Below are 18,670 nucleotides of genomic sequence, written 5' to 3'. Positions count from 1 at the left end.
CGAAGCCGTTGCACCCCTTTGCGAGCCGACGGGGCCCGAACCTGTCAGACCCCGTCGCTAGCGTCCTTCACGAGCGCTCAAACAGGGCGTCGCAGCACCACGCAGAACATCGCGTCGGTGCCGTGCAGATGAGGCCACAGCTGAACGTGCGGTCCTTCCCCGAGGTCCGGAACTCCGGGGAAGAACTCCCGCGTGTCCAGCACTTCGGCCCCGGTCCGCTGCGCGACGTCCGTCAACACCCCTACGGTCTCGGAGAGATGAGGTGAGCACACGACATAAGCCACCACGCCGCCAGGGCGCACCAGCCGCAGCGCCTCGGTCAGCAGCTCGCGTTGCAGCTTCGTGAGCGTGCCGACGTCGGCGGGCTGGCGCCTCCACCGCGCCTCCGGGCGCCTGCGCAGCGCACCGAGACCGGTGCAGGGCGCATCGACCAGCACGCGGTCGAACGCTCCTTCGACGAAGCCGGTCTCGAGGCCGTCGGCCACCTCCACGGTGACCGGCAGGCCCGCGGTGAGCTTGCGGACGAGCTCGGCGCGGTGGGGTGCCTTCTCGACGGCGATCAGCTCGCCGCCCTCGATGCCGACCAGCGCGGCGAGCAGGGCGGCCTTGCCGCCGGGGCCCGCGCAGAGATCGAGCCAGCGGTCGTCCGTACCTTCGATCGGCGCGCGCGTCAGGGCGAGTGCGCAGAGCTGGCTGCCCTCGTCCTGGACGTGGGCGAGGCGCTCCCGGACGGGCTCGAGATCGCCCGGGTCGCCCGCCCCGGCCTCCAGGTGCACACCGTAGGGCGAGTACGGCGCCACGTCACCACCAGTGATGGCGGCGAGCTCGTCGGCGCTCACCTCGCCCGGGCGGGCCACCAGATGCACGGCCGGCCGTGCGTCATCGGCCTCCAGGGCACGCTTGAGCGGCTCCTCGCGGCTGCCGAGGGCCTCCGCGAACGCCTGCGCGATCCAGCGCGGGTGTGCGTGGGTGAAGGCCAGGTTGCCGATCGGGTCGGTTTCCTGGTCGGGGGCGAGCTCGTCGACCCACGCCGCCTCGTCCTGCGCCGCGATCCGGCGCAGGACGGCGTTGACGAAGCCCGCGATCCCGGAGCCCCGCTCGGCCCGGACGAGGTCGACGGTCGAGGCGACCGCCGCGTGTGACGGAATGCGGGTGCGCAGCAGCTGATACGCACCGAGCCGCAACGCGTCGAGCGCCGAGCCGTCCACTTCGGACAGCGGCCGGTCGGAGCACGACTCGATGACGGCGTCGAGCAGGCCCTGCGCACGCGACGTGCCGTAGGTGAGCTCGGTGGCGAGCGCCGCGTCACGTCCGGTGATACGGCGTTCGCGCAGCAGCTGCGGCAGCACGAGGTTGGCGTACGCGTCGCGCTGGCGCACCGCGCGCAGCGTCTCCAGCGCGGCGAGGCGGGCCGGGTCCTCCACGGGTGGCCGGGAGGGGCCGGTGCGCCGCTTCGGCGGGTGGGGACTGCTCGGGCGCGACGGCTTGGAAGCTCCTCGCGAATGGCCGGTCATGCGATGCGCTCCCCTGCTTCGATACGCGTGCCGCGGGCCCAATCGGTGGCGCCCATGCGTTTCTTGCCCTGTGCCTGTACCTCGCCCAGCGCCACGGCGGTGGTCGCCGTGCCCACGAGCACGCGCTTGCGTTCGACGAGGATCTCGCCGGCCGGCAACGTCACGTCGTCCACCGGCGTCACGGGGCCGAGCTTCAACCGCTCGTTCCGGAACTCGGCCCACGCGCCGGGATCCGGCGTCACGGCACGCGCCAGGCGGTCCACCGCCACGGCGGGCGCGGTGAAGTCGAGGCGTGCGTCCTCGACGGTGATCTTCCCGGCGTAGGTGATGCCTTCGGCTGGCTGGTCCACGGCGCGCAGGGTGCCGTCCTCGATGCCGTCCACAGTGGACAGAAGGAGGTGGGCACCGGACTCGGACAGCCGGGCCAGCAGGTCGCCGGAGGTGTCGCGGTCGCGCACCTTCTCGGTGACCACGCCGAACACCGGGCCCGCGTCGAGTTCCTTCACGATGCGGAACGTCGAGGCGCCCGTGATGTCGTCGCCGTTGCGCACGGCGGCCTGCACCGGCGCGGCGCCGCGCCACGCGGGCAGCACGGAGAAGTGGAGATTGACCCAGCCGAACTTCGGCACGTCGAGCGTGCGCTGCGGGAGCAGGTTGCCGTAGGCGACGACTGGGCAGAGGTCGGGTTCCAGCGCGCGCAGGCGGTCGAGGAACTCGGGGTCTCCCGCCTTGGCGGGCGTGAGGACCTCGATGCCGTGCTCGTCGGCGAGCGCGCCCACCGGGGAGCGCTCGAGCCTGCGGCCGCGGCCGGAGGGTGCGTCGGGACGGGTGACCACGGCGACGACGTCGTGGCGGGAGGAGTCGATGAGGGCGCGCAGCGAGGGCAGTGCGACCTCGGGCGTACCGGCGAACACGAGTCGCATGGTCAGCTGGACCTGCCGAAGAGTGGGTGCGGGCTCTGCTTCAAGGTGGGGACCGTACCGTCGAACCACTCGGACTGCCGGATTTCCCGCATGGCCTGCTTGCGGGTGTCGGCGTCGAGGCGGTCGAGGAACAACACGCCGTCGAGGTGGTCCGTCTCGTGCTGGATGCAGCGGGCCAGCGTCTCGGTGCCTTCGACCTCGACGGGCTCACCGTGCATGTTCCAGCCCTTGGCCACGACGTGCAGGTGGCGCTTGCAGTCCCACGACATGCCGGGGATGGACAGGCAGCCCTCGGAGCCGTCCTGCATCTCCTCGCCCACGACGTCCCACGTCGGGTTGACGAGATGGCCGGCGAAACCGTCGCAGTGGTACGTGAACACGCGCAGTCCAACACCGAGCTGAGGCGCGGCGAGGCCTGCCCCGCCCGCGTTCTGCATCGTGTCCCACAGGTCTTTGACCAGGGTGCGCAGTTCCTTGTCGAAGTCGGTGACCTCGGTGGCCGCGGTGCGCAGCACGGGGTCGCCGAACAGGCGGATGGGTTGGACGGTCACGCAGTGCTCCTCGTGTGGACTGGAGGCCAGTCTACGAGGAGCGCGGTCAGTGCTCGGACGCGCTGCCGAGGAAGATCACGCCCACCAGTGCCACGACGAAGTGGCCGGTGAACCGCAGAGCCGTCAGCACGGGCCGCAACAGCGCGTGGAGGTCGAGGTGAGCTGCCGGGGCGCTGGAAACAGTGGTCGTCGTCATGCCTTGAACTGTGCCGTTCACGCAGGTCAGCCCACATCGGCTCGCAGTATCGAGCCCGCGTCAGCCCACGGTAGGAAGATCACGCGCCACCCTCGGCCAGAAGGTGGATCCGCCCAGGTCATCAGGCTGATGCGACGAGGCTGGGCGGCATCGGCTAGGCATGACTCCATGACCTGGACGGCACCCGAAGTCACCCCGGCCGACGAACCACTGCTCGGCGCGGAACGCCCGATGCTCGAAGCGTGGCTGGACCGCCACCGCGCCACCTTCCTGGCCAACTGCGCGGGCCTCTCCGGCGAACAGCTCGCCACGGCGTCCACGCCGCCGTCGAACCTGACCCTGCTGGGCCTGATCCGCCACCTGACGGACGTCGAGCGCGTCTGGTTCCGCCGCCGCCTGGCGGGCGAGGACGTCAAGGCCCGCTACGGCGTGCCGGGCAACCGGGACGGCGCCTTCGAACACCTGGACCCCGCCCGCGCCGAGACGGAGTACGCCGACCTGCTCGCCGAGATGGCGAAGTCCCGCGCGGCCGTGGCGAGCCGGGACCTCGACGACACCTTCGTGCACGAGCGCGTGGGCGAGATCTCGGTGCGCTGGCTCTACATCCACCTGATCGAGGAGTACGCGCAGCACAACGGTCATGCCGACCTCATCCGCGAACGCATCGACGGACGCACCAACGAGTAGCGGCCTTTCCTCACTGTGCCGAGCGTCTCCGGACACTGGCGGTTCCACTGCACCGCGGACTTCGGCCAGGACCTGTTCTGGGGTGAGACGGTGGGATCGGCCCGGCCGGCGTGCGGGGCTTCCGCACGCCGGCCAGGCCGGGTCGTGCTCAGCCGACCTTCACCACGCGGGCGGCACCTCCGCCGCGCCGGGTCGGCTCGGCGACGGCACGCCAGCGGCCGTCACCGGCTCGCTCGACGGCCGTGGCGGCGCCGATCTCGGCGTTCTGGCTGAACCTGTGCCCGATGGCCTGCAGCCCCGCGGTGGTCGAGGCGGCGAGGAACGCCGCCTCGGCCGGGGTGGTGGCCGCGTTGCGCTGGGAGGCGCGCGGGGCCGCCACCGCGTCGAGGAGGGACATCTTGCGGTCCAGGCGGGCGGTCAGGATCTGGGTGACCGTGGTGATGATGGTGGAGCCGCCCGGCGAGCCGACGGCGAGCAGGGGCTTGCCGTGGTCGAGGACGATCGTCGGGGCCATGGACGAGCGCGGGCGCTTGCCGGGGCCGGGGAGGTTCGGGTGCGGGACGCCCGGGGTCGGGGCGACGAACTCGAAGTCGGTGAGTTCGTTGTTGAGCAGGAAGCCGCGGTTCGGCACGACGATGCCGCTGCCGCCCTCCGCCTCGATCGTCAGGGTGTAGGCGACGACGTTGCCCCAGCGGTCGGCCGTCGTGAGGTGCGTGGTGCGTTCGGCGTCCTCGCGCTGGGCCGAGAGACCGGCGGTGGCTTCACAGGCCTTGGGGTTGCGCGGGTCGGCGGCGGGCTGCGGAGCGGGCAGCACGGCGTCGGGCTTGATCAGGCACGCGCGGCTGTCCGCGAACCTCTGCGAGAGCAGGCCCTCGGTCGGCACGCGGGAGAAGGCCGGGTCGCCGACCCAGCGCAGGCGGTCGGCGAAGGAGAGCTTGGTCGACTCGATGAAGCGGTGCAGGTACTCGACGTCGGAGACCTTCGAGAGGTCGGTCGACTCGAGGATGTTGAGCGCCTCGCCGACGGTCGTGCCGCCGGACGACGGCGCGGCCATGCCGTAGACGTCGAGGCCCCGATAGCGCGTGTGCGTCGGGTCGCGGCGCTCGACCTGGTAGCGGGCCAGGTCGGAGAGCTGCATGTCGCCGGCGCGGACGTTGCGGGTCGAGCCGGGCACGACCGGAGGCTTCCGCACGGTCTGCACCAGGTCGCGGCCGACCGCGCCGCCGTACAGCGACGCGAGTTCGGTGCGCGCTAGTTCGCGGTAGGTGTCGGCGAGCTGCGGGTTGCGGAACGTGCTGCCGACCGCGGGCGGCTGGCCGCCGGGCAGGTAGAGGTCGCGGGTCGAGGTGAAGTCGGCGAAGCGGGCGGCGTTGTTCGTGATCTGCGAGTTGAACGTCTGGTCGACGGTGAAACCACGCCGTGCCAGCGCTTCCGCCGGCGCCATGGCCTCGCGCAGGTTCAGGGTGCCCCACCTGCGCAGCGCCTGCTGCCACGTCTTGGGCGTGCCGGGGACGCCGACGGACTTGCCGCTGGTCATCGCCTCGGCGAACGGCAGGGGCTTGCCGTCCTCCACGAAGAGCTGGTCGGTGGCGGACCGCGGCGCGGTCTCGCGGCCGTCCAAAGTGGACACGCGGCCGGTGCGGGCGTCGTAGTGGACGAAGAACCCGCCGCCGCCGATGCCCGCGCTGAACGGGTCGGTCACGCCGAGCGCGGCGGCGGTGGCGACGGCGGCGTCGACGGCGTTGCCACCGCGGCGAAGCACGTCGATGCCGATCTGGGACGCGTCGGGGTCGACGCTCGAGACAGCGCCTCCCCAGCCCACCTGCTCGGGCACGCGTGGCGATGATTCCGCCGCTCCTGCCGGGGCAGGAGCGACCAGTACGACGGAGAGCGTCAGTGCGGCAACCGTTCGCAACATGCGGAAACTTCTACTCCGTTGCGACCGGATGGCAACACTCCTTGAGGAAGGCCTAAGGTGCGGGCGTGTCGATCGATCTTGACCAGTTGCGAACCAGTTTCACGAACACCCCGCTCGACGAGGCCGACCGCGAGGAGGCGCTGCGCCTCCTGCTGCGCGAACGCCGCGACGGCGACGCCGATCTCCTGCGGCACCTGCTCACCCAGGAGACCGCCGCTCACCAGGAGGGCTGGGGCGTGAGCGAGGCGCTGGGACTCGCCGCCCTGCTGCTCGCCGAGTGCGGCCGCGAGGAGGACGTCTGGGCCCTGTGGGAGGCCAAGAACGCCTCGTTCGACACCATGGCGGGCCTCGACGGCTTCCTGCTGTTCCCGGCGGGCATCGCGGGCACGACGGCGCACGTGATCGCGGGTGAGGACCACCCCGAACGCGGCGACCTCATGACGTACCTGAGCGAGTACCTCGAGTACGAGAAGCTCACCGACGAGGACATCCGCGAGCACATGGCGGGCCTGCGCTCCCACTACGAGGGCTGACGCGCGGCAACCCCGGTGGGTAGTCCTCGATGACGGCGAACGGCTCCTCGTACTCCCAGTCGCTCCACCGCGCCGCGGTGATCACGTCGTTCTCCACGAAGATGTCGAGGTAGTCCTGGCCGTCTTCCGGGCCACCGCAGTGCGTGCAACTGCTCGTGGCGATGCCGCTCGCCACGACGAGGCGGTGGCCCTCCTCGCCATAGGTCACTCCGTCCCAGTTGAGCTTGTCTCCCAAGCCGTACCAGGTGACGCAGTCGAGGGTCCCCCACTTGTGCTGAACTCGAAACAGGACAGCCGGCCGCACGCTCGGCACTCGAAGTCGTGCAGCTCCAGCCAGGCGTAGGACCCCATGCACGAAGCCCAGGGACGGCCCGGCGCCGGCTCCACCGAGTTCAGCCCTACAGGACCTCCAGCGGGTCGAGCTTGATGCGCACCAGGTCCTGCTCCTTGCGGGCCGTCCGCACGGCCTGCGCCTCGGCCAGCACAGCGGCCAGCTGGCGGCCTTCCGCCCGGGAGACCCGGACCAGCGCGCGTTCCTTCGTCTCGTCGTCGCCCAGCGGCACCGGGCCGAGGATCTCGCCGGTGGGCGGCAGGCGGAGTTCGTCGAGCATGGCGTTCACCGCGTCCGGGGTGCCGTCGACGGTCGCCATCCGGACCGCCGGCGGGAAACCGAGCTCGGTCCGCGCGGCGAGTTCGGTGGCGGCGTGCCACACCGGGTCCCAGCGGACCAGGGCCTGCACCGGGGTCAGGGACGAGTCGGCGATCACGACCACCCGCCCGTTGCCCGGCCGCACCAGGCCCGCCGCCGTCATCCACCGCCGCAGCGCCTCCTCGGAGGCCCGCAGGTCGGCCCTGCCCAGCAGCGCCCACCCGTCGAGCAGCAGCACGGCGCCGTAGCCGCCCTCGGCCACCGGTTCGGCTCCCGGTGTCGCGACCACCAGGGACGGTGTGCCCGGCACCTTGGTCAGCACCGCGTCGGCACCGCTCGTCCGCACCGGGTGGCCGGGGAACGCCCGACCGAGCTCCTCCGCCGTGCGCCTGGCGCCGATGACCTGCCCGCGCAGCTTGCGCGACCCGCACGTGGGACAGCGGAACCCGGCCTCCGTCGCCGCGCACCACCGGCAGTACGCGGGCTTCGGCAGCCCGTTCTCGGTGCCGCCGGGCAACGCCAGCGGACCGGCGCACCGGCGGCACCGCGCGGGACCGCGGCACTGGCCGCAGGCGAGCGACGGCACGTAGCCGCGGCGCGGCACCTGGATCAGCACCGGCGAGTCGGCCAGGGCGAACCGGGCCGCGTCGAACGCGATGGACGGCAGCCGGGCCGTACGGGCGGCCGGGTCCTTGACGTCCTGCCACTCGTTGTCGCCCACCGAGATGACCCGCGGCGCGACGGACCTCAGCGTCTCGCGCGACGCCACGATCTCGTGCGCCCAGCCCGTCTCGACCAGCAACTGCGCCTCGGCCGTGCGGGCGAACCCGCCGATGAGCAACGCGGCGCCCGTCATGTGTGCGCGCTGCACCAGCACGTCGCGCACGTTCGGATACGGCGAGCGCTGCTCGACGTGCAGGTCGTCGCCGTCGTCCCAGACCACGAGCAGCCCGGGGTCCCGCACCGGCGCGAACGCCGTCGCCCGCGTGCCGACCACCACCCGCGCCACGCCGCGGCGCACGGACAGCCAGCGCTTGTACCGCTCCGACGGCCCGAGGTCGGCCGACAACGTCACCACGCCCTCGATCAACGCGCCGCACGCCTCGGCGACACGGGTCAGATCGCGGTGGTCCGGCACCACTATCACCACCCCGCGCCCGGACGACGCGACCGCGGCGGCCGCCTCCGCGAGCCGGGCGGGCCAGTCCTCGGCGGGCAGCGCCTGCCAGACGGCGTGGGCGGGACGGCCCTCGTGCAGGGCCTCCAGGTACTTGGGGCCGCGGGGATAGCGCGACCAGGCGTCGGCGGGAACGGGCGGCAGCTGCGACCGCCCGGGCTGAGCGGTGCCGGCTTCGGCAGGCGACTGGTCCACCCACGCGGACAGTCGAGGCAGTGGCGGCGGCTCCCCTGGCGCCGCGGCCTCCGCACGGGCGTGCCGGGGCGGGACGGCCAGGCGCAGCACGTCGATCATGCCGCCCGCGTACCTGTCCGCGATCGCGCGCGCCAGCGCGGCGATCTCGGGCGCGAGCACCGGTTCGGGAGACACGACCTTCTCGATGAAGGCGAGCTTCTTGCCGTACTCCGAGGTCTCCGCGCGCTCGAGCAGGTACCCGTCGACCAGCTGGCCCGCGAACCTCACCCTGACCCGGCAGCCGGGCACCGCGGCAACGTCGAGTTCGGACGGAACCGAGTAGTCGAACGGCCGGTCCAGGTGGGCCAGCGGCACGTCCACCACGATCCGGGCGACCGGCAGCGACTCCGCGGGGACCCGCTCCCCTTTTCTCGCTCCGGTCTTCGCGTTCATACCTCCTGGTGTATCAGACACCCCCGACAGTCACGCGTTGCGCCTCACCAATCCGGTGAAGCCCGCCACGAACAGGGTGGCGAACGCCCACGCCAGGACCTGCAGCAGCCACGTCGACGCCAGCACGAACCCGCCCGCCCCCGAGGCCGCGTCGACCGTGCAGCGGGCCGCGTCCACCTTGACCAGCGGTGTTGCCACGTTCAGGGCGTAACCGACCTGCTCGACCGTCGAGCACCGCACGGCACCGGAGATCAACACCACACCCACCGACACGGCGAGCACCCCGGCGAGCCACACCAGGGCGAGGCCGGGACGGTAGCCGTGCCCGACGGTCACCCCGCGGACGAGGTGCCAGATCCGGCCCCACCGCGACAGCTGGCCGCGCCGGCGCAGATCCCGTTGCTGGGCAACGCGAATCCGCCGCACGTCGCGTTCGTGGCCGGCGGCCTGGTGGGCCGAGGCGAGCTGGGCCCAGGGCTGGGCCGAGTAGCGAAGAGTGCGCTCTGGCAAGAACGACAGCCATTCGTCCACTGTGGCGTCTCGCGGCAGCCCTTCGTAGGTGAGCCCTTCGAGCTGCACCTGGCCCTCGATCCCGCCGAACGGCATCAGCAGGTCCTTGCCGACGCGCACGTGACGCAGGTCGACCGCGACACCGGACGAGCTGAAACGCCCCTCGCGGAGGACGATCTGCCCGTCCACGCGGGTGCCGCGCAGGCGCACGGCCGCGTGCCGGCCACCGCCCAGGACCTCGCACCCCGCGTTCAGGAAGATCCCGTCGCCGATCTGGAGGTCCACCAGGGTCAGCCCCGATTCGAAGCGCCCGCCGCCGAACATCAGCACGCCGGCGACGCGCGACCCGCTCAGCGTCACGGAACCCACCGCGCGGAACCCCTCGTCCAGGTAGACGCTGCCGCCGATGCGCAGGTGCGGCGCGTCGACCGACTCCTCGGCGCTCAGCCGGGCACCGCTGAGCCGAACGTGGTGGTCGACGGCCAGACCGCGCGCCTCGACGGACGGTGCGACCAGCCCCCGCAGGTCCAGCAGCGAGAACTGCGCCCGGTTGAGCAGCACCGGGCGCTCCGTCGAACAGTCCCGCAACACCAGGGGCTTCTTGGCGACGACGTCGGACAGGTCGAGCTGACCCGTGATCGTCGCGCCGACGATTTTCAAGCCCCCGGGATCGAGCGCCTCGTGCTCGATCATCCGCTTCCGGATCTCGTCCCCCGTGATCTCCACGGGACAACGTTAGCCGGAGATCGACTCCTGGCCGTTCTCGATGTGACCGCACAGACGCCGGCGGAACTTCGGCTCTTCCTCCACCGTCACCGTCAGGTCGTACCAGCCGGAGTTCATGGCGGTCAGCCACGGGATGACGTGCCGATGCCCCGGCCTCACGACGTAACGACGCCGCCCCAGCACGAACGTCAGCCGCGACGTTCCGCTGTTCTCGAACGTCAGCGTCAGCACACGGCTGTATCCGCGCACCGACGACGAGACGCGCGCACGGTCAGTGGAAGACCCGGCGAACTCACGGCGGAAACCGTTGGGTCCCAGCAACACCAGGTCATGCTCGCCCGCGACCTCCAGCGAGGCCGACGACGCGACGTCGAAGTGCTGCGGCAGCGCGAACTGCCCGGAGTACGGGTACAGAGCGAAGTGCACGGACGCCGCCCCGGAGTTCGACATGTCCAGAGAGGACCCGCGCAACGACGCGTCGGGCTGGTACGGCAGAGCGCGCGCACGTCGCCGTCCGGCCTCCTGCTCCGGCATCTTCTGCTCGGAAGGGGGCGCGGGACGCCACCGCGGCGTCGCGGGCGGTACCGGCGCGGGCTCACCGACCTCGGGCCACGTCCGGCGCCGGTCGAAGTCGAACGCCGAGGTCAGGTCCCCGGCGACGGTCCGGCGCCACGCGGAGATCTCCTCCGACCGCACCCCGGTCCACTTCTCCAGGAACTGCGTCATCGACGTGTGGTCGAACACCTGCGAGTTCACGTAACCGCCCACGGACCACGGCGAGACGACGGTCATCGGCACGCGCGCACCCAGTCCCAACGGCCGGTCGCCCACGTACTCGTCGGTGACGGACAACGGCGGGCGCGGCGGCGGCACGTGGTCGTAGAAGCCGTCGTTCTCGTCGTAGGTGATGAACAGGACCGTGGACTCCCACACCTCCTGGTTGGACGCCAGCGCGTCCAGCACCTGGTAGGTGATCGACGCGGAGGCGGCGGGCGACGACGCGCCGGGGTGCTCGGAGTCCACAGAGGACGGCACCAGGTACGACACGGCGGGCAGCCGGCCCGCGGCGACGTCCGCGCGGAACGTCTCCCCCAGCCCGCCGGGCTTCACGCGGTGCAGTCCCCTGTCGTACAGCGACTTCTCCGCCGCGGAGAGCTTCGAGAGGTCCAGCGAACCGATCAGCGCGGGGTCACCGGTGCCGTACAGCTTGTCCAGCGACTTGAACCCGGCGGGCAGCACCTTGCGCGCGATCTCCTTGAACCGCGCGTAGAACTCCAGGTTGTTGTCCTGGAAGTTGTCCCACTCCTGGTAGACCCGCCACGACTTCCCGGCGGCCTCCAGGCGTTCCGGATACGTCTTCCACGTGTAGCCCGTGTGCGTGTCCTCGCTGTAGGCCGCGTTGCCGGTCGCACGGCCGCCGGAAGGCTCGAAACCCGTGTACCCGGACACCCAGTAGTTCCGGTTCGGCGAGGTCGAGGACGGCACCGAGCAGTGGTAGGCGTCGCACAGCGTGAACGTGTCCGCGAGCTCGTAGTGGAACGGGATGTCCTGGCGCGTGTAGAACGCCATCGTCGCCGCGGTCTTCGCGGGCACCCAGTTGTCGTTCCAGCCGCCGCGCAACGCCGAGTGCCCGCCGTTCCAGCTGTGGTCCAGGTCACCGATGTACTGGATGTCCCGCCCTGACGCCGCCTCACGCACCGGGAACGGCAGCACGCCCGACTGGTTGAACACACCCCTCAGCGCGTTGCGGTCGGAGAACCCGCGCACGCCACGGAGCGTCCCGTAGTAGTGGTCGAACGACCGGTTCTCCTGCATCAACAGCACGACGTGCTTGATCGCGCGCAACCCTCCCGCACGGGGCTCACGAGCCAATGCGGCGTACACCGACGGCGGCAGCAGCGTGCCCGCACCAGCAGCGGCGACGGCAGCCATGAACCCACGACGAGAGAGCGACATGAACCGAGTTTGTAGTCTCGGTACATGGCGCGGAACCAACCCTCGTATGAACAAAGGCCTCGGATGACCATGGCCTTGTTCACAGATCACACCAGGCAGAGGCGATGACGCGCTCCGGTTAGCGTTCGGGCAACGCCCGGTCGCGACTCTCTCCTCAGGCAAGAAACCGAAGAGGGGAAACGACCATGAGACTGCGCATCGCCGCCGCCGCGCTCGCCATCGGACTGTGCACCGCCGGTGTCGCCCAGGCGGACGAGGTCCCGCCGGAGTTCCAGAACAGACCCACCCCGGCGGCCTGCTACAACGCCGTGCCCACGATCGTCGGCGCGGGCTTCATCTCCGGTGGCCCCGGACCGGACGTCATCCTCGGCAGCAACGGCCCGGACACCATCGTCGGGCTGGAGGGCAACGACATCATCCTCGGCCTGGGGTCCGACGACGAGATCTTCGGCGGCGAGGGCAACGACCTCATCTGCGCGGGGTGGGGCGACGACAAGGTCCAGGGCGGCCCGCACCACGACACCGTCTACGGCGAGGCCGGCAACGACAGGATGCGCGGCGGTGACGGGATGGACCTGCTCTCGGGCGACCTGAACACCGACGGGGGCGACGGCGAGGCCGGGTTCGACTTCTGCACCGCGTCCACCGAGGTCACCGTCAGCTGCTAGCGACCGCCTGCCTCAACAGGATCTCCGTGGCGGGGTCGGGCCCGACCCCGAGCTGCCGCAACGAGTCCAGCACGCGCGCACGCGTCTTCACCATCCTTTGCGGATCGCGTGCGCGCAGTGCGGCGGCGAGCGCGAGCCGGTGCCCGCGCGGTTCGAACGGCTCCAGCGCCAACGCCCGCTCCGCCAGGTGGTGGGCTTCGGCCGCGTCTCCCGCGACGAGCCCCAGTTCGCCCAGCACCAGGAGGTTCTGCACGTGGCGGGTTCTGATCTGGGCGATCTCGGCCTCGCACAGGTCGGCCAGATCCGTGAGCGGCTCACCCCGCCACAGCGCCACGGCCTCACCAGGGCCGAGTTCCTGCAACGACCACAGGTCCACGGTCAGCCGGTCGCTCCGGACGAGCCGGATCGTCTCGCCGTCACTGCGCAGGAAGTAGCTGGCCTCGCCACCCGCACGGCCGGGTTCCAGCAACCGCCTGAGGTGGGTCATCGTCACGCGCAGGTTCCGCGCGGCGCTCGCGGGGTCGAGTTCGGGCCACAGCAGGTCCATCGCCTGCTCGCGGGGCAGCACAGTGCGCAGCGTGAGAAGGCCGAGGAGCTGGCGAACGCGTGCCCTTCGCAGTTCGGGTGCGTCCGTCGCGACCCCGTTCCTCGTCACTCGCATCGGCCCGACGACCTCGATGCCGATCGGGTGGTCCGGCGGTGCGGGTACGGTGGCGAGCAGTTTGGCGGCACCGGCGGCGAGGTCCGGATCGCGGGCCAGATCGCGGATCTTCTGGTGCACCGCGGCGTGATCGGACAGCCAGGCGCCCAGCTTCGTCTTGCCCGTGGCAGCCAGGCGCACGGCCAGTTCGACCGACCACGGCAACGGCAAGAAGCACAACGCGTGCGCTGCTGACAGATCCGATGAGAGATCGCCTTGCCGGGCTCGCACGAACGCACGCCCCGCCGCTCGCGCCTTCTGATGTGACGGACCCAAGTCCGTGTTGTCCCAACGCTCTCTCAGCTCGTCACTCAGCACGTAGCCCAACGTCAGGAACCGGCGCAGGTGCCGTTCGGCGACCTTGATGTCCACGGGCCACTTCGCCAGATGCCGCTTGTAGGCGTCACGGGCCTGGTCCTCGTCTCCGCGCGCGACAGCTACTGCCGCCTGCGCCGCGCACGCCAGGACCGCGTCACGCGGGTTGTCCTTCTCAGCGGGATCACCGCACGGCAGTTCGGTCGTGGTCTCTCCGAACGACGCAGCGATGACAGTGCGAAAGGCGTGCGCCACGAACTCGTCGCGCGCCGTGCTGTCCACGCTGTCCGGTGTTGTCGTGGGTTCGCCGTCGAACCATCGCGCCACGGTGGCGTGCCGGCGGGCGAGGTCGTCGTCCAGCATCCGTTCGGCGAGATCGGCGGCCTCGCGTCCACGTCCGCACATGGCCAGGCAATGCACGTGGAACCGTGCGGTGGACACGGAAAGCGCTCTGGGCACCTCGCTGGTCGGCGCCTGGGCGAGGTGGACGAGTGCCTGCTCCGGATCGCCCGCGAGTTCGGCGAGCACCGCGTTCACGCTGTGCCGCAACAACCTGAGCACGGGTGTGGACGCGTCGAGGTGCTGTGCTCGCTGCGCGATCCCGGCCAGCCTGACCAGGTCTCCCCTGGAGTGCGCGGTGATCACGGCCTGGCCCAGCGCCACCGCGGCCGAATCCTGGTCACCCTTCTCCACCATTCGTGCGCACGCGCGATCGACCAGGCAGTCGATGGACGGGTCGGTGAAGTCGCGTGCGTGCATCACCGCGGCCTGGAGCAACAGGAACGCCGGCTCTTCGCGGTGGTGGGCCGGCACCGCGTTCAGCCACCGCTGGGCTGTCGCGGCCGGCAACACCGACAACGTGGTCCGCACGAGTTCGACCGCGAGAAGCGCCAGCAACGGCCAGTCGTGCGCCCGGCAGGCGATCCGCCCGGCGCCGGCCAGCTCACCGCGTGCGGCCAGCACCTCGACCGCCTTGGCGCGCAGGTGATCGGCGGGCACGATGCCGGCCCACAGGTCGTGTGCCCGGTATCGGCCGTCGTCGAGCCGGACGACCAGCGGAACTTCGCGAGCCAGGCGGTCGAGATCGGCGGGCGCGCCGGCGACCGTGCCGACCTCTTCCCCGGTCGCACAGCCGAGGGTCACCAACGCGGCCAGTGCTCTGCGCACCGGCTCGGCGAGCCGGTGCAGCACCTCCTCCGCGGCGTAGCGCCAGGACGCGGCGGGGCCCGCGCACAGCGACAACCTGATGAGCGCGGGCCAGCCGTGCAGGTCCTGGGTGAGCTCGCGGCCGAACCTCGTGGCCAGGGCGGCGGTCTCGGCATCGGTGAAGGCCAGGTCCTCGGTGCGGAGCGCGGCCAGCTCGCCCGCGGCCTCCCGGCGGGCCAGCGGGAGGTCCGGCGTGCGGCGCCCGGACAACACCAGGTGCGCGGTGCCGGGCAGGGCACGCGCGACGGCGGCGAGCAGGGCCGCGCCCGGTGAGTCGCCGGGGATCTCGTGGACGTCGTCCAGCAGGAGGCAGACATCCAGCGGGGCCCGGTGCCGCAGCGCCGCCAGCACTTCCGGCGCGCCGGGTTCGGGGCCGGGGACCGCGTCGAGGGCGGCCAGGACCGTGCGGGCCAGACGGCTCGCGTCCTCGTGGTCAGGGCCGCAGGTGACCCAGGCGTCGATGCCGCGGGGTTCGAGGAGGTTCGCGCGGACGGCCTGGGCCAGCGCGGTGGTCTTGCCGAAGCCGGGACCCGCGACGACCAGCGTGATCGGGCTGGTCCAGCGCCGGCGCAGGCGGTCGACCAGCCGCAACCGCGGCAGTTCGACGTCCAACGGCCGCGGCACCCCGTGCAACGGCAGGATCGTGTTGTCCCCCATGCACTACGGAGTCGTCCGGTACCTGGGAGATACCCCTGCGAGCCGTTCACGCACACGGGCCACGAGAGGGCGCGCGCCGAGACCCTCGAAGATCGCGAGCGCCCCGGCCAGGTCGCCTGGGTCGTCGCTCTCGATGAGTGCGACGGCGTACCAGTGGTCGCATCCGGCCTGCTGCCACCTCTTGGCGGCTTCGCGCCATCGGCCCGCCGCCAGCAGCGCGTGGGGATGGTGGGAGTCGTCCACGGACACGGGACGGCCCGCGACGCCAAGCCAGTAGGCCAGTTCCGCGGCCAACGCCCGCACGCCGAGCCGGCGCGCTTCCCCGTGCAGGGATTCGAGCTCCGCGGCCACGACCTCGTCACCGCGCAGCCACGCCGCCTCGGCCCAGGCCACGGCGGCCGGGCCGATGTTCTGCAGTTCCCCGGTTCCCTGCGCGAGGTCCCAGGCTTCCGCGAGCGCGTCCTGTGCGCCGGGCAGACCCCGGCGCGCACGCACCCTGCCCAGGGCGATGAGCGCGTGACACCGGGTCGGCGGGTTGGCCTGCGGCCGCACTCCGGCCACCAGTTCCGCGTCCGCCGCCGCCCGGTCCCAGTCACCAGTCTCGACCGCGACCGTCGCCCGGCACGTGTACATGCGGTTCAGGTACCGGAGCTCCTCCGCGCCGTCCGCCATCTCGAGCGCCGTCGTGACACAGCTCATCGCCTCGTCGAGGCGGAACTCCCAGAGCAGGATCTCGACGACGTTGACGGTGAACCTGCAGAAGTCGCTGACCGAGCCGGACGCCAGCGTCACCTGCCGGGCCTCCGCCAGCGTGGTCCACGCCTCCGCCAGGCCCAGGTCGGCCTGCGCGGTGCCGACGCTCGTCAACGCGTGGGCGAGGATCTCCTGGTCACCGGCCGCGCGGGCGAGTGCGACGGCGCGCTCACCCAGCGCCAGGCTCTCCTCGGTGCGGTAGAGGATCGACAGCAGGCCGCTGCGGTGGGTCAGCGCACGGGCGAGCGCCCTGTCGTCACCCGCGCTCTCCAGCAGTGTGACGGCCTCTTCCGCACTGCTGCCGCAGGCGAGCTCCGGCATGCCGGCCCGCCAGCAGATCAGCGACAACCACACCAGGTCGCGACCGAGCGCGCGGACGTCACCGGGACCGCGCCGCAGTGCGACCGCCTCCCGCTGGGCCTCGACGGCAGGGCCCATGTCCCCGATGATGCTGTTCTCGATCGCATAGCGGTTCAGCAGGTCGGCCTGTCGCTGCTGATCGAGCAGTTCCCGTTGCTGCAGCACGAGACGCAGGTGAGCCGCCGCCTCCCGGTGAGAGCCTGCCCGGCTCGCGGCCTCGGCGGCCCTGGGGCCGTAGCGCACGATCGCACCGGTGTCACCGGCCTCGGCGGCGTGGTGCACAACGCGCGCCAGGTCCACACCGTCTCGTGCCACGAGTGCGGCGAGGACGCGGCGGTTCAGCTCGACCCGCCGGGCCACCGGCAACGCGTCCGCGACGGTGCGCCGGATGAGCTCGTGCCGGAACCCGGTGCGGGCCGGTGTCACGGTGAGCAACCCGTGCCGTTCCGCGGCCACCACGGCGGCGACCCCGTCCGGCAGCAGCGCGTCCCGGAGCCACTGCTCCACAGTGGACGGGACGACCGCGAGCTGCGCCAACGCCTCCTCACCGTCGCGGTCCAGCCGGTCCAGCCGTGCGAGCACCGCGTCGGCGACGGTCGGCGGGACGCGGTCGAGATGTCCGGCCGCGAGGATCTCGGTGACGAAGAACGGGTTTCCCCCTGTCACGGCGTACACCTCGTGCGGGTCGAGCCCGCTCGCCGTGACCAGCCGCCCGACCGCCGCGGCCGACAGCGGCGCCAGCTCGAACCGCCGCACCCGCGGCGCCGCGGTCACCTGCCCGAGCAGGCGCTGCAACAACGGCCCCGCGGCGCGGTAGGTCAGCATCAGCAGCACGGGCAGCGACGCCAGCCTTCTGACCAAAAAGGACAGTGCGTCCACGGTGGCCTCGTCCGCCCAGTGCACGTCCTCGATGACGAGAACCGTCGGCCGGGCCAGCTCGGCGAGCAGCACCTCGAACACCTCGTCCCGGTCCCCCGCAGCACCCAGCCGTGGACCGAGGAGGTCGCGGAACGGGCCGAGCGCGCGTGGCGTGGCCAGGTCGTCGCAGCACCCGACGAGCAGCCGGGCCTGTCGCGGCGCCCTTCCCCTCACCGCGTCCGCGAGTGCCGACTTGCCGACGCCGGGCTCGCCGGACACCAGCACCACCGAGCCGTTCCCCGCGACCGCCTCCCGTGCGGCGACGGCCAGTTCGGAGAGCTCGTGCTCGCGCTCGAGCAGAACGCCGGCCCGCGACGTGAGCACGACTCCCGGCAGGTCGAGTGCGGCGTCCTGGCGCAGGACCGCCGCCTCCAGTTCCCGGAGGGCGGGGTTCGGGTCGATTCCCAGTTCCTCGCCGAGCGCGTGCCGGAGCCGCTGATACACCGCGAGCGCCTCGGCCTGACGTCCGCAGCGGTACAGCGCGAGCATCAGCTGTCCGTGCACGTGCTCGCGGAACGGCTGCTCCCGGATGCGCCACTCCAGCTCCGGCGCCAGCATCGCGTGCTCGCCGAGCGCCAGCCGCACCTCGGTGAGCGCGTCCACGACCTCGGTCCTGAGCGCGGCGATGCGCTCGGCCTGCTCGTCCAGCCACGCGTGCCCGGCCACGTCCACCAGTGGCCGGTCCCGCCAGCACGCGAGCGCGCCGCGCAGGTGCACCGCCCGACCGGCCGGATCGGCCTCGCACTTGCTCTGGTCCATCAACCGTTGGACCGCAAGGAGGTCCGTGTCGGCGTCGAGCACATACCCCGGCGCACGCACCAAGATCGCCGCACGGTCGCCGAGCACGCCACGCAGGTAAGACACGTGGTGCTGCAGCGTGTTCGCGGCAGTGCGGGGTGCGCGGTCGCCCCACACCACCTCGGCCAGCCGATCGGTGCTCACGATCTCGCCCGCCCGCAGCGCCAGCACGGCGAGCACCGCCTTGCGGCGCCGGCCTCGCACCTCCCTCGGCGTGCCGTCCACCGTCACGTCGACCGGTCCCAGAATCCGCACCCGCACACCAGGTAGTCGTCCGGCGACCCGCTGATGTCAGCCCGGAACGCCGTTTCCGTCAGATTTCCGTTCC

General features: G+C 71.8%; 14 protein-coding genes. 3 read left to right on the top strand and 11 right to left on the bottom strand.

The genetic code is table 11. The annotated features are described in order from the left end of the window. Positions 1-77: 77 nt before the first annotated feature. From SK571_RS06205 to SK571_RS06190, 4 genes are read right to left on the bottom strand one after another with little or no spacing between them, the layout of a single operon-like run. Positions 78-1,514 (bottom strand): RsmB/NOP family class I SAM-dependent RNA methyltransferase, encoded by a 1,437-nt coding sequence (locus SK571_RS06205; RefSeq protein ID WP_319983050.1) that lies wholly within the window; start codon positions 1,512-1,514, stop codon positions 78-80. Continuing rightward, positions 1,511-2,437, bottom strand: a complete 927-nt coding sequence (gene fmt, locus SK571_RS06200) for a methionyl-tRNA formyltransferase (protein ID WP_319983049.1) — start codon at positions 2,435-2,437, stop codon at positions 1,511-1,513. The genes SK571_RS06205 and fmt overlap by 4 nt, the downstream gene beginning before the upstream one ends. A 2-nt stretch (positions 2,438-2,439) precedes the next feature. Beyond that, positions 2,440-2,988, bottom strand: coding sequence for a peptide deformylase (gene def, locus SK571_RS06195; RefSeq protein WP_319983048.1), 549 nt, complete (start codon positions 2,986-2,988; stop codon positions 2,440-2,442). Between the two features lie 46 nt (positions 2,989-3,034). Continuing rightward, the gene (locus SK571_RS06190; RefSeq protein ID WP_319983047.1) at positions 3,035-3,184 is read right to left on the bottom strand and encodes a hypothetical protein; all 150 of its coding nucleotides are present in this window, start codon (positions 3,182-3,184) and stop codon (positions 3,035-3,037) included. A gap of 168 nt (positions 3,185-3,352) precedes the next feature. Between SK571_RS06190 and SK571_RS06185 the strand changes: the two genes are divergently transcribed. Then, on the top strand, positions 3,353-3,871 hold the full coding sequence (locus SK571_RS06185) for a DinB family protein (RefSeq protein WP_319983046.1): 519 nt from the start codon (positions 3,353-3,355) through the stop codon (positions 3,869-3,871). A 148-nt stretch (positions 3,872-4,019) separates the two neighbouring features. Here the strand turns inward: SK571_RS06185 and ggt are convergent, their stop codons facing one another. Then, positions 4,020-5,789: a gamma-glutamyltransferase gene (gene ggt / locus SK571_RS06180; protein WP_319983045.1), complete on the bottom strand. Its 1,770-nt coding sequence runs from the start codon at positions 5,787-5,789 to the stop codon at positions 4,020-4,022. A gap of 65 nt (positions 5,790-5,854) precedes the next feature. Here ggt and SK571_RS06175 point away from each other — a divergent pair, with 65 nt between their 5' ends. Next, entirely contained in the window at positions 5,855-6,322 is a 468-nt protein-coding gene (locus SK571_RS06175) for a hypothetical protein (protein WP_319983044.1), read from the top strand. On the opposite strand, the gene SK571_RS06170 is transcribed toward SK571_RS06175, so the two are convergent. From SK571_RS06170 to SK571_RS06155, 4 genes are all read right to left on the bottom strand, one after another. Continuing rightward, the gene (locus SK571_RS06170) at positions 6,264-6,626 is read right to left on the bottom strand and encodes a hypothetical protein (protein WP_319983043.1); all 363 of its coding nucleotides are present in this window, start codon (positions 6,624-6,626) and stop codon (positions 6,264-6,266) included. The two genes, SK571_RS06175 and SK571_RS06170, sit on opposite strands and share 59 nt — an antisense overlap. 94 nt (positions 6,627-6,720) lie before the next feature. After that, the gene (locus SK571_RS06165) at positions 6,721-8,775 is read right to left on the bottom strand and encodes a primosomal protein N' (protein ID WP_319983042.1); all 2,055 of its coding nucleotides are present in this window, start codon (positions 8,773-8,775) and stop codon (positions 6,721-6,723) included. A 30-nt stretch (positions 8,776-8,805) separates the two neighbouring features. After that, the gene (locus SK571_RS06160) at positions 8,806-10,011 is read right to left on the bottom strand and encodes a hypothetical protein (protein WP_319983041.1); all 1,206 of its coding nucleotides are present in this window, start codon (positions 10,009-10,011) and stop codon (positions 8,806-8,808) included. A 9-nt stretch (positions 10,012-10,020) separates the two neighbouring features. Next, positions 10,021-11,967 carry a phosphocholine-specific phospholipase C gene (locus tag SK571_RS06155; protein WP_319983040.1) on the bottom strand — a complete coding sequence of 649 codons (1,947 nt, stop codon included), beginning with the start codon at positions 11,965-11,967 and terminating at the stop codon, positions 10,021-10,023. Between the two features lie 185 nt (positions 11,968-12,152). Here SK571_RS06155 and SK571_RS06150 point away from each other — a divergent pair, with 185 nt between their 5' ends. Beyond that, the gene (locus SK571_RS06150; RefSeq protein WP_319983039.1) at positions 12,153-12,635 is read left to right on the top strand and encodes a calcium-binding protein; all 483 of its coding nucleotides are present in this window, start codon (positions 12,153-12,155) and stop codon (positions 12,633-12,635) included. Here the strand turns inward: SK571_RS06150 and SK571_RS06145 are convergent. Further along, positions 12,625-15,513: a hypothetical protein gene (locus SK571_RS06145; protein ID WP_319983038.1), complete on the bottom strand. Its 2,889-nt coding sequence runs from the start codon at positions 15,511-15,513 to the stop codon at positions 12,625-12,627. The two genes, SK571_RS06150 and SK571_RS06145, sit on opposite strands and share 11 nt — an antisense overlap. A 3-nt stretch (positions 15,514-15,516) precedes the next feature. Beyond that, complete coding sequence (locus tag SK571_RS06140) at positions 15,517-18,597, bottom strand: BTAD domain-containing putative transcriptional regulator (RefSeq protein ID WP_319983037.1); 3,081 nt, start codon at positions 18,595-18,597, stop codon at positions 15,517-15,519. Between the last annotated feature and the right edge of the window lie 73 nt (positions 18,598-18,670).

It is taken from the genome of Lentzea kristufekii (assembly GCF_033949925.1).
In the GTDB taxonomy this organism is placed as follows: Bacteria; Actinomycetota; Actinomycetes; order Mycobacteriales; family Pseudonocardiaceae; genus Lentzea; species Lentzea kristufekii.
Note: the sequence above shows the minus strand (reverse complement) of the source record. Positions and strands in the feature narration are given on the sequence as shown.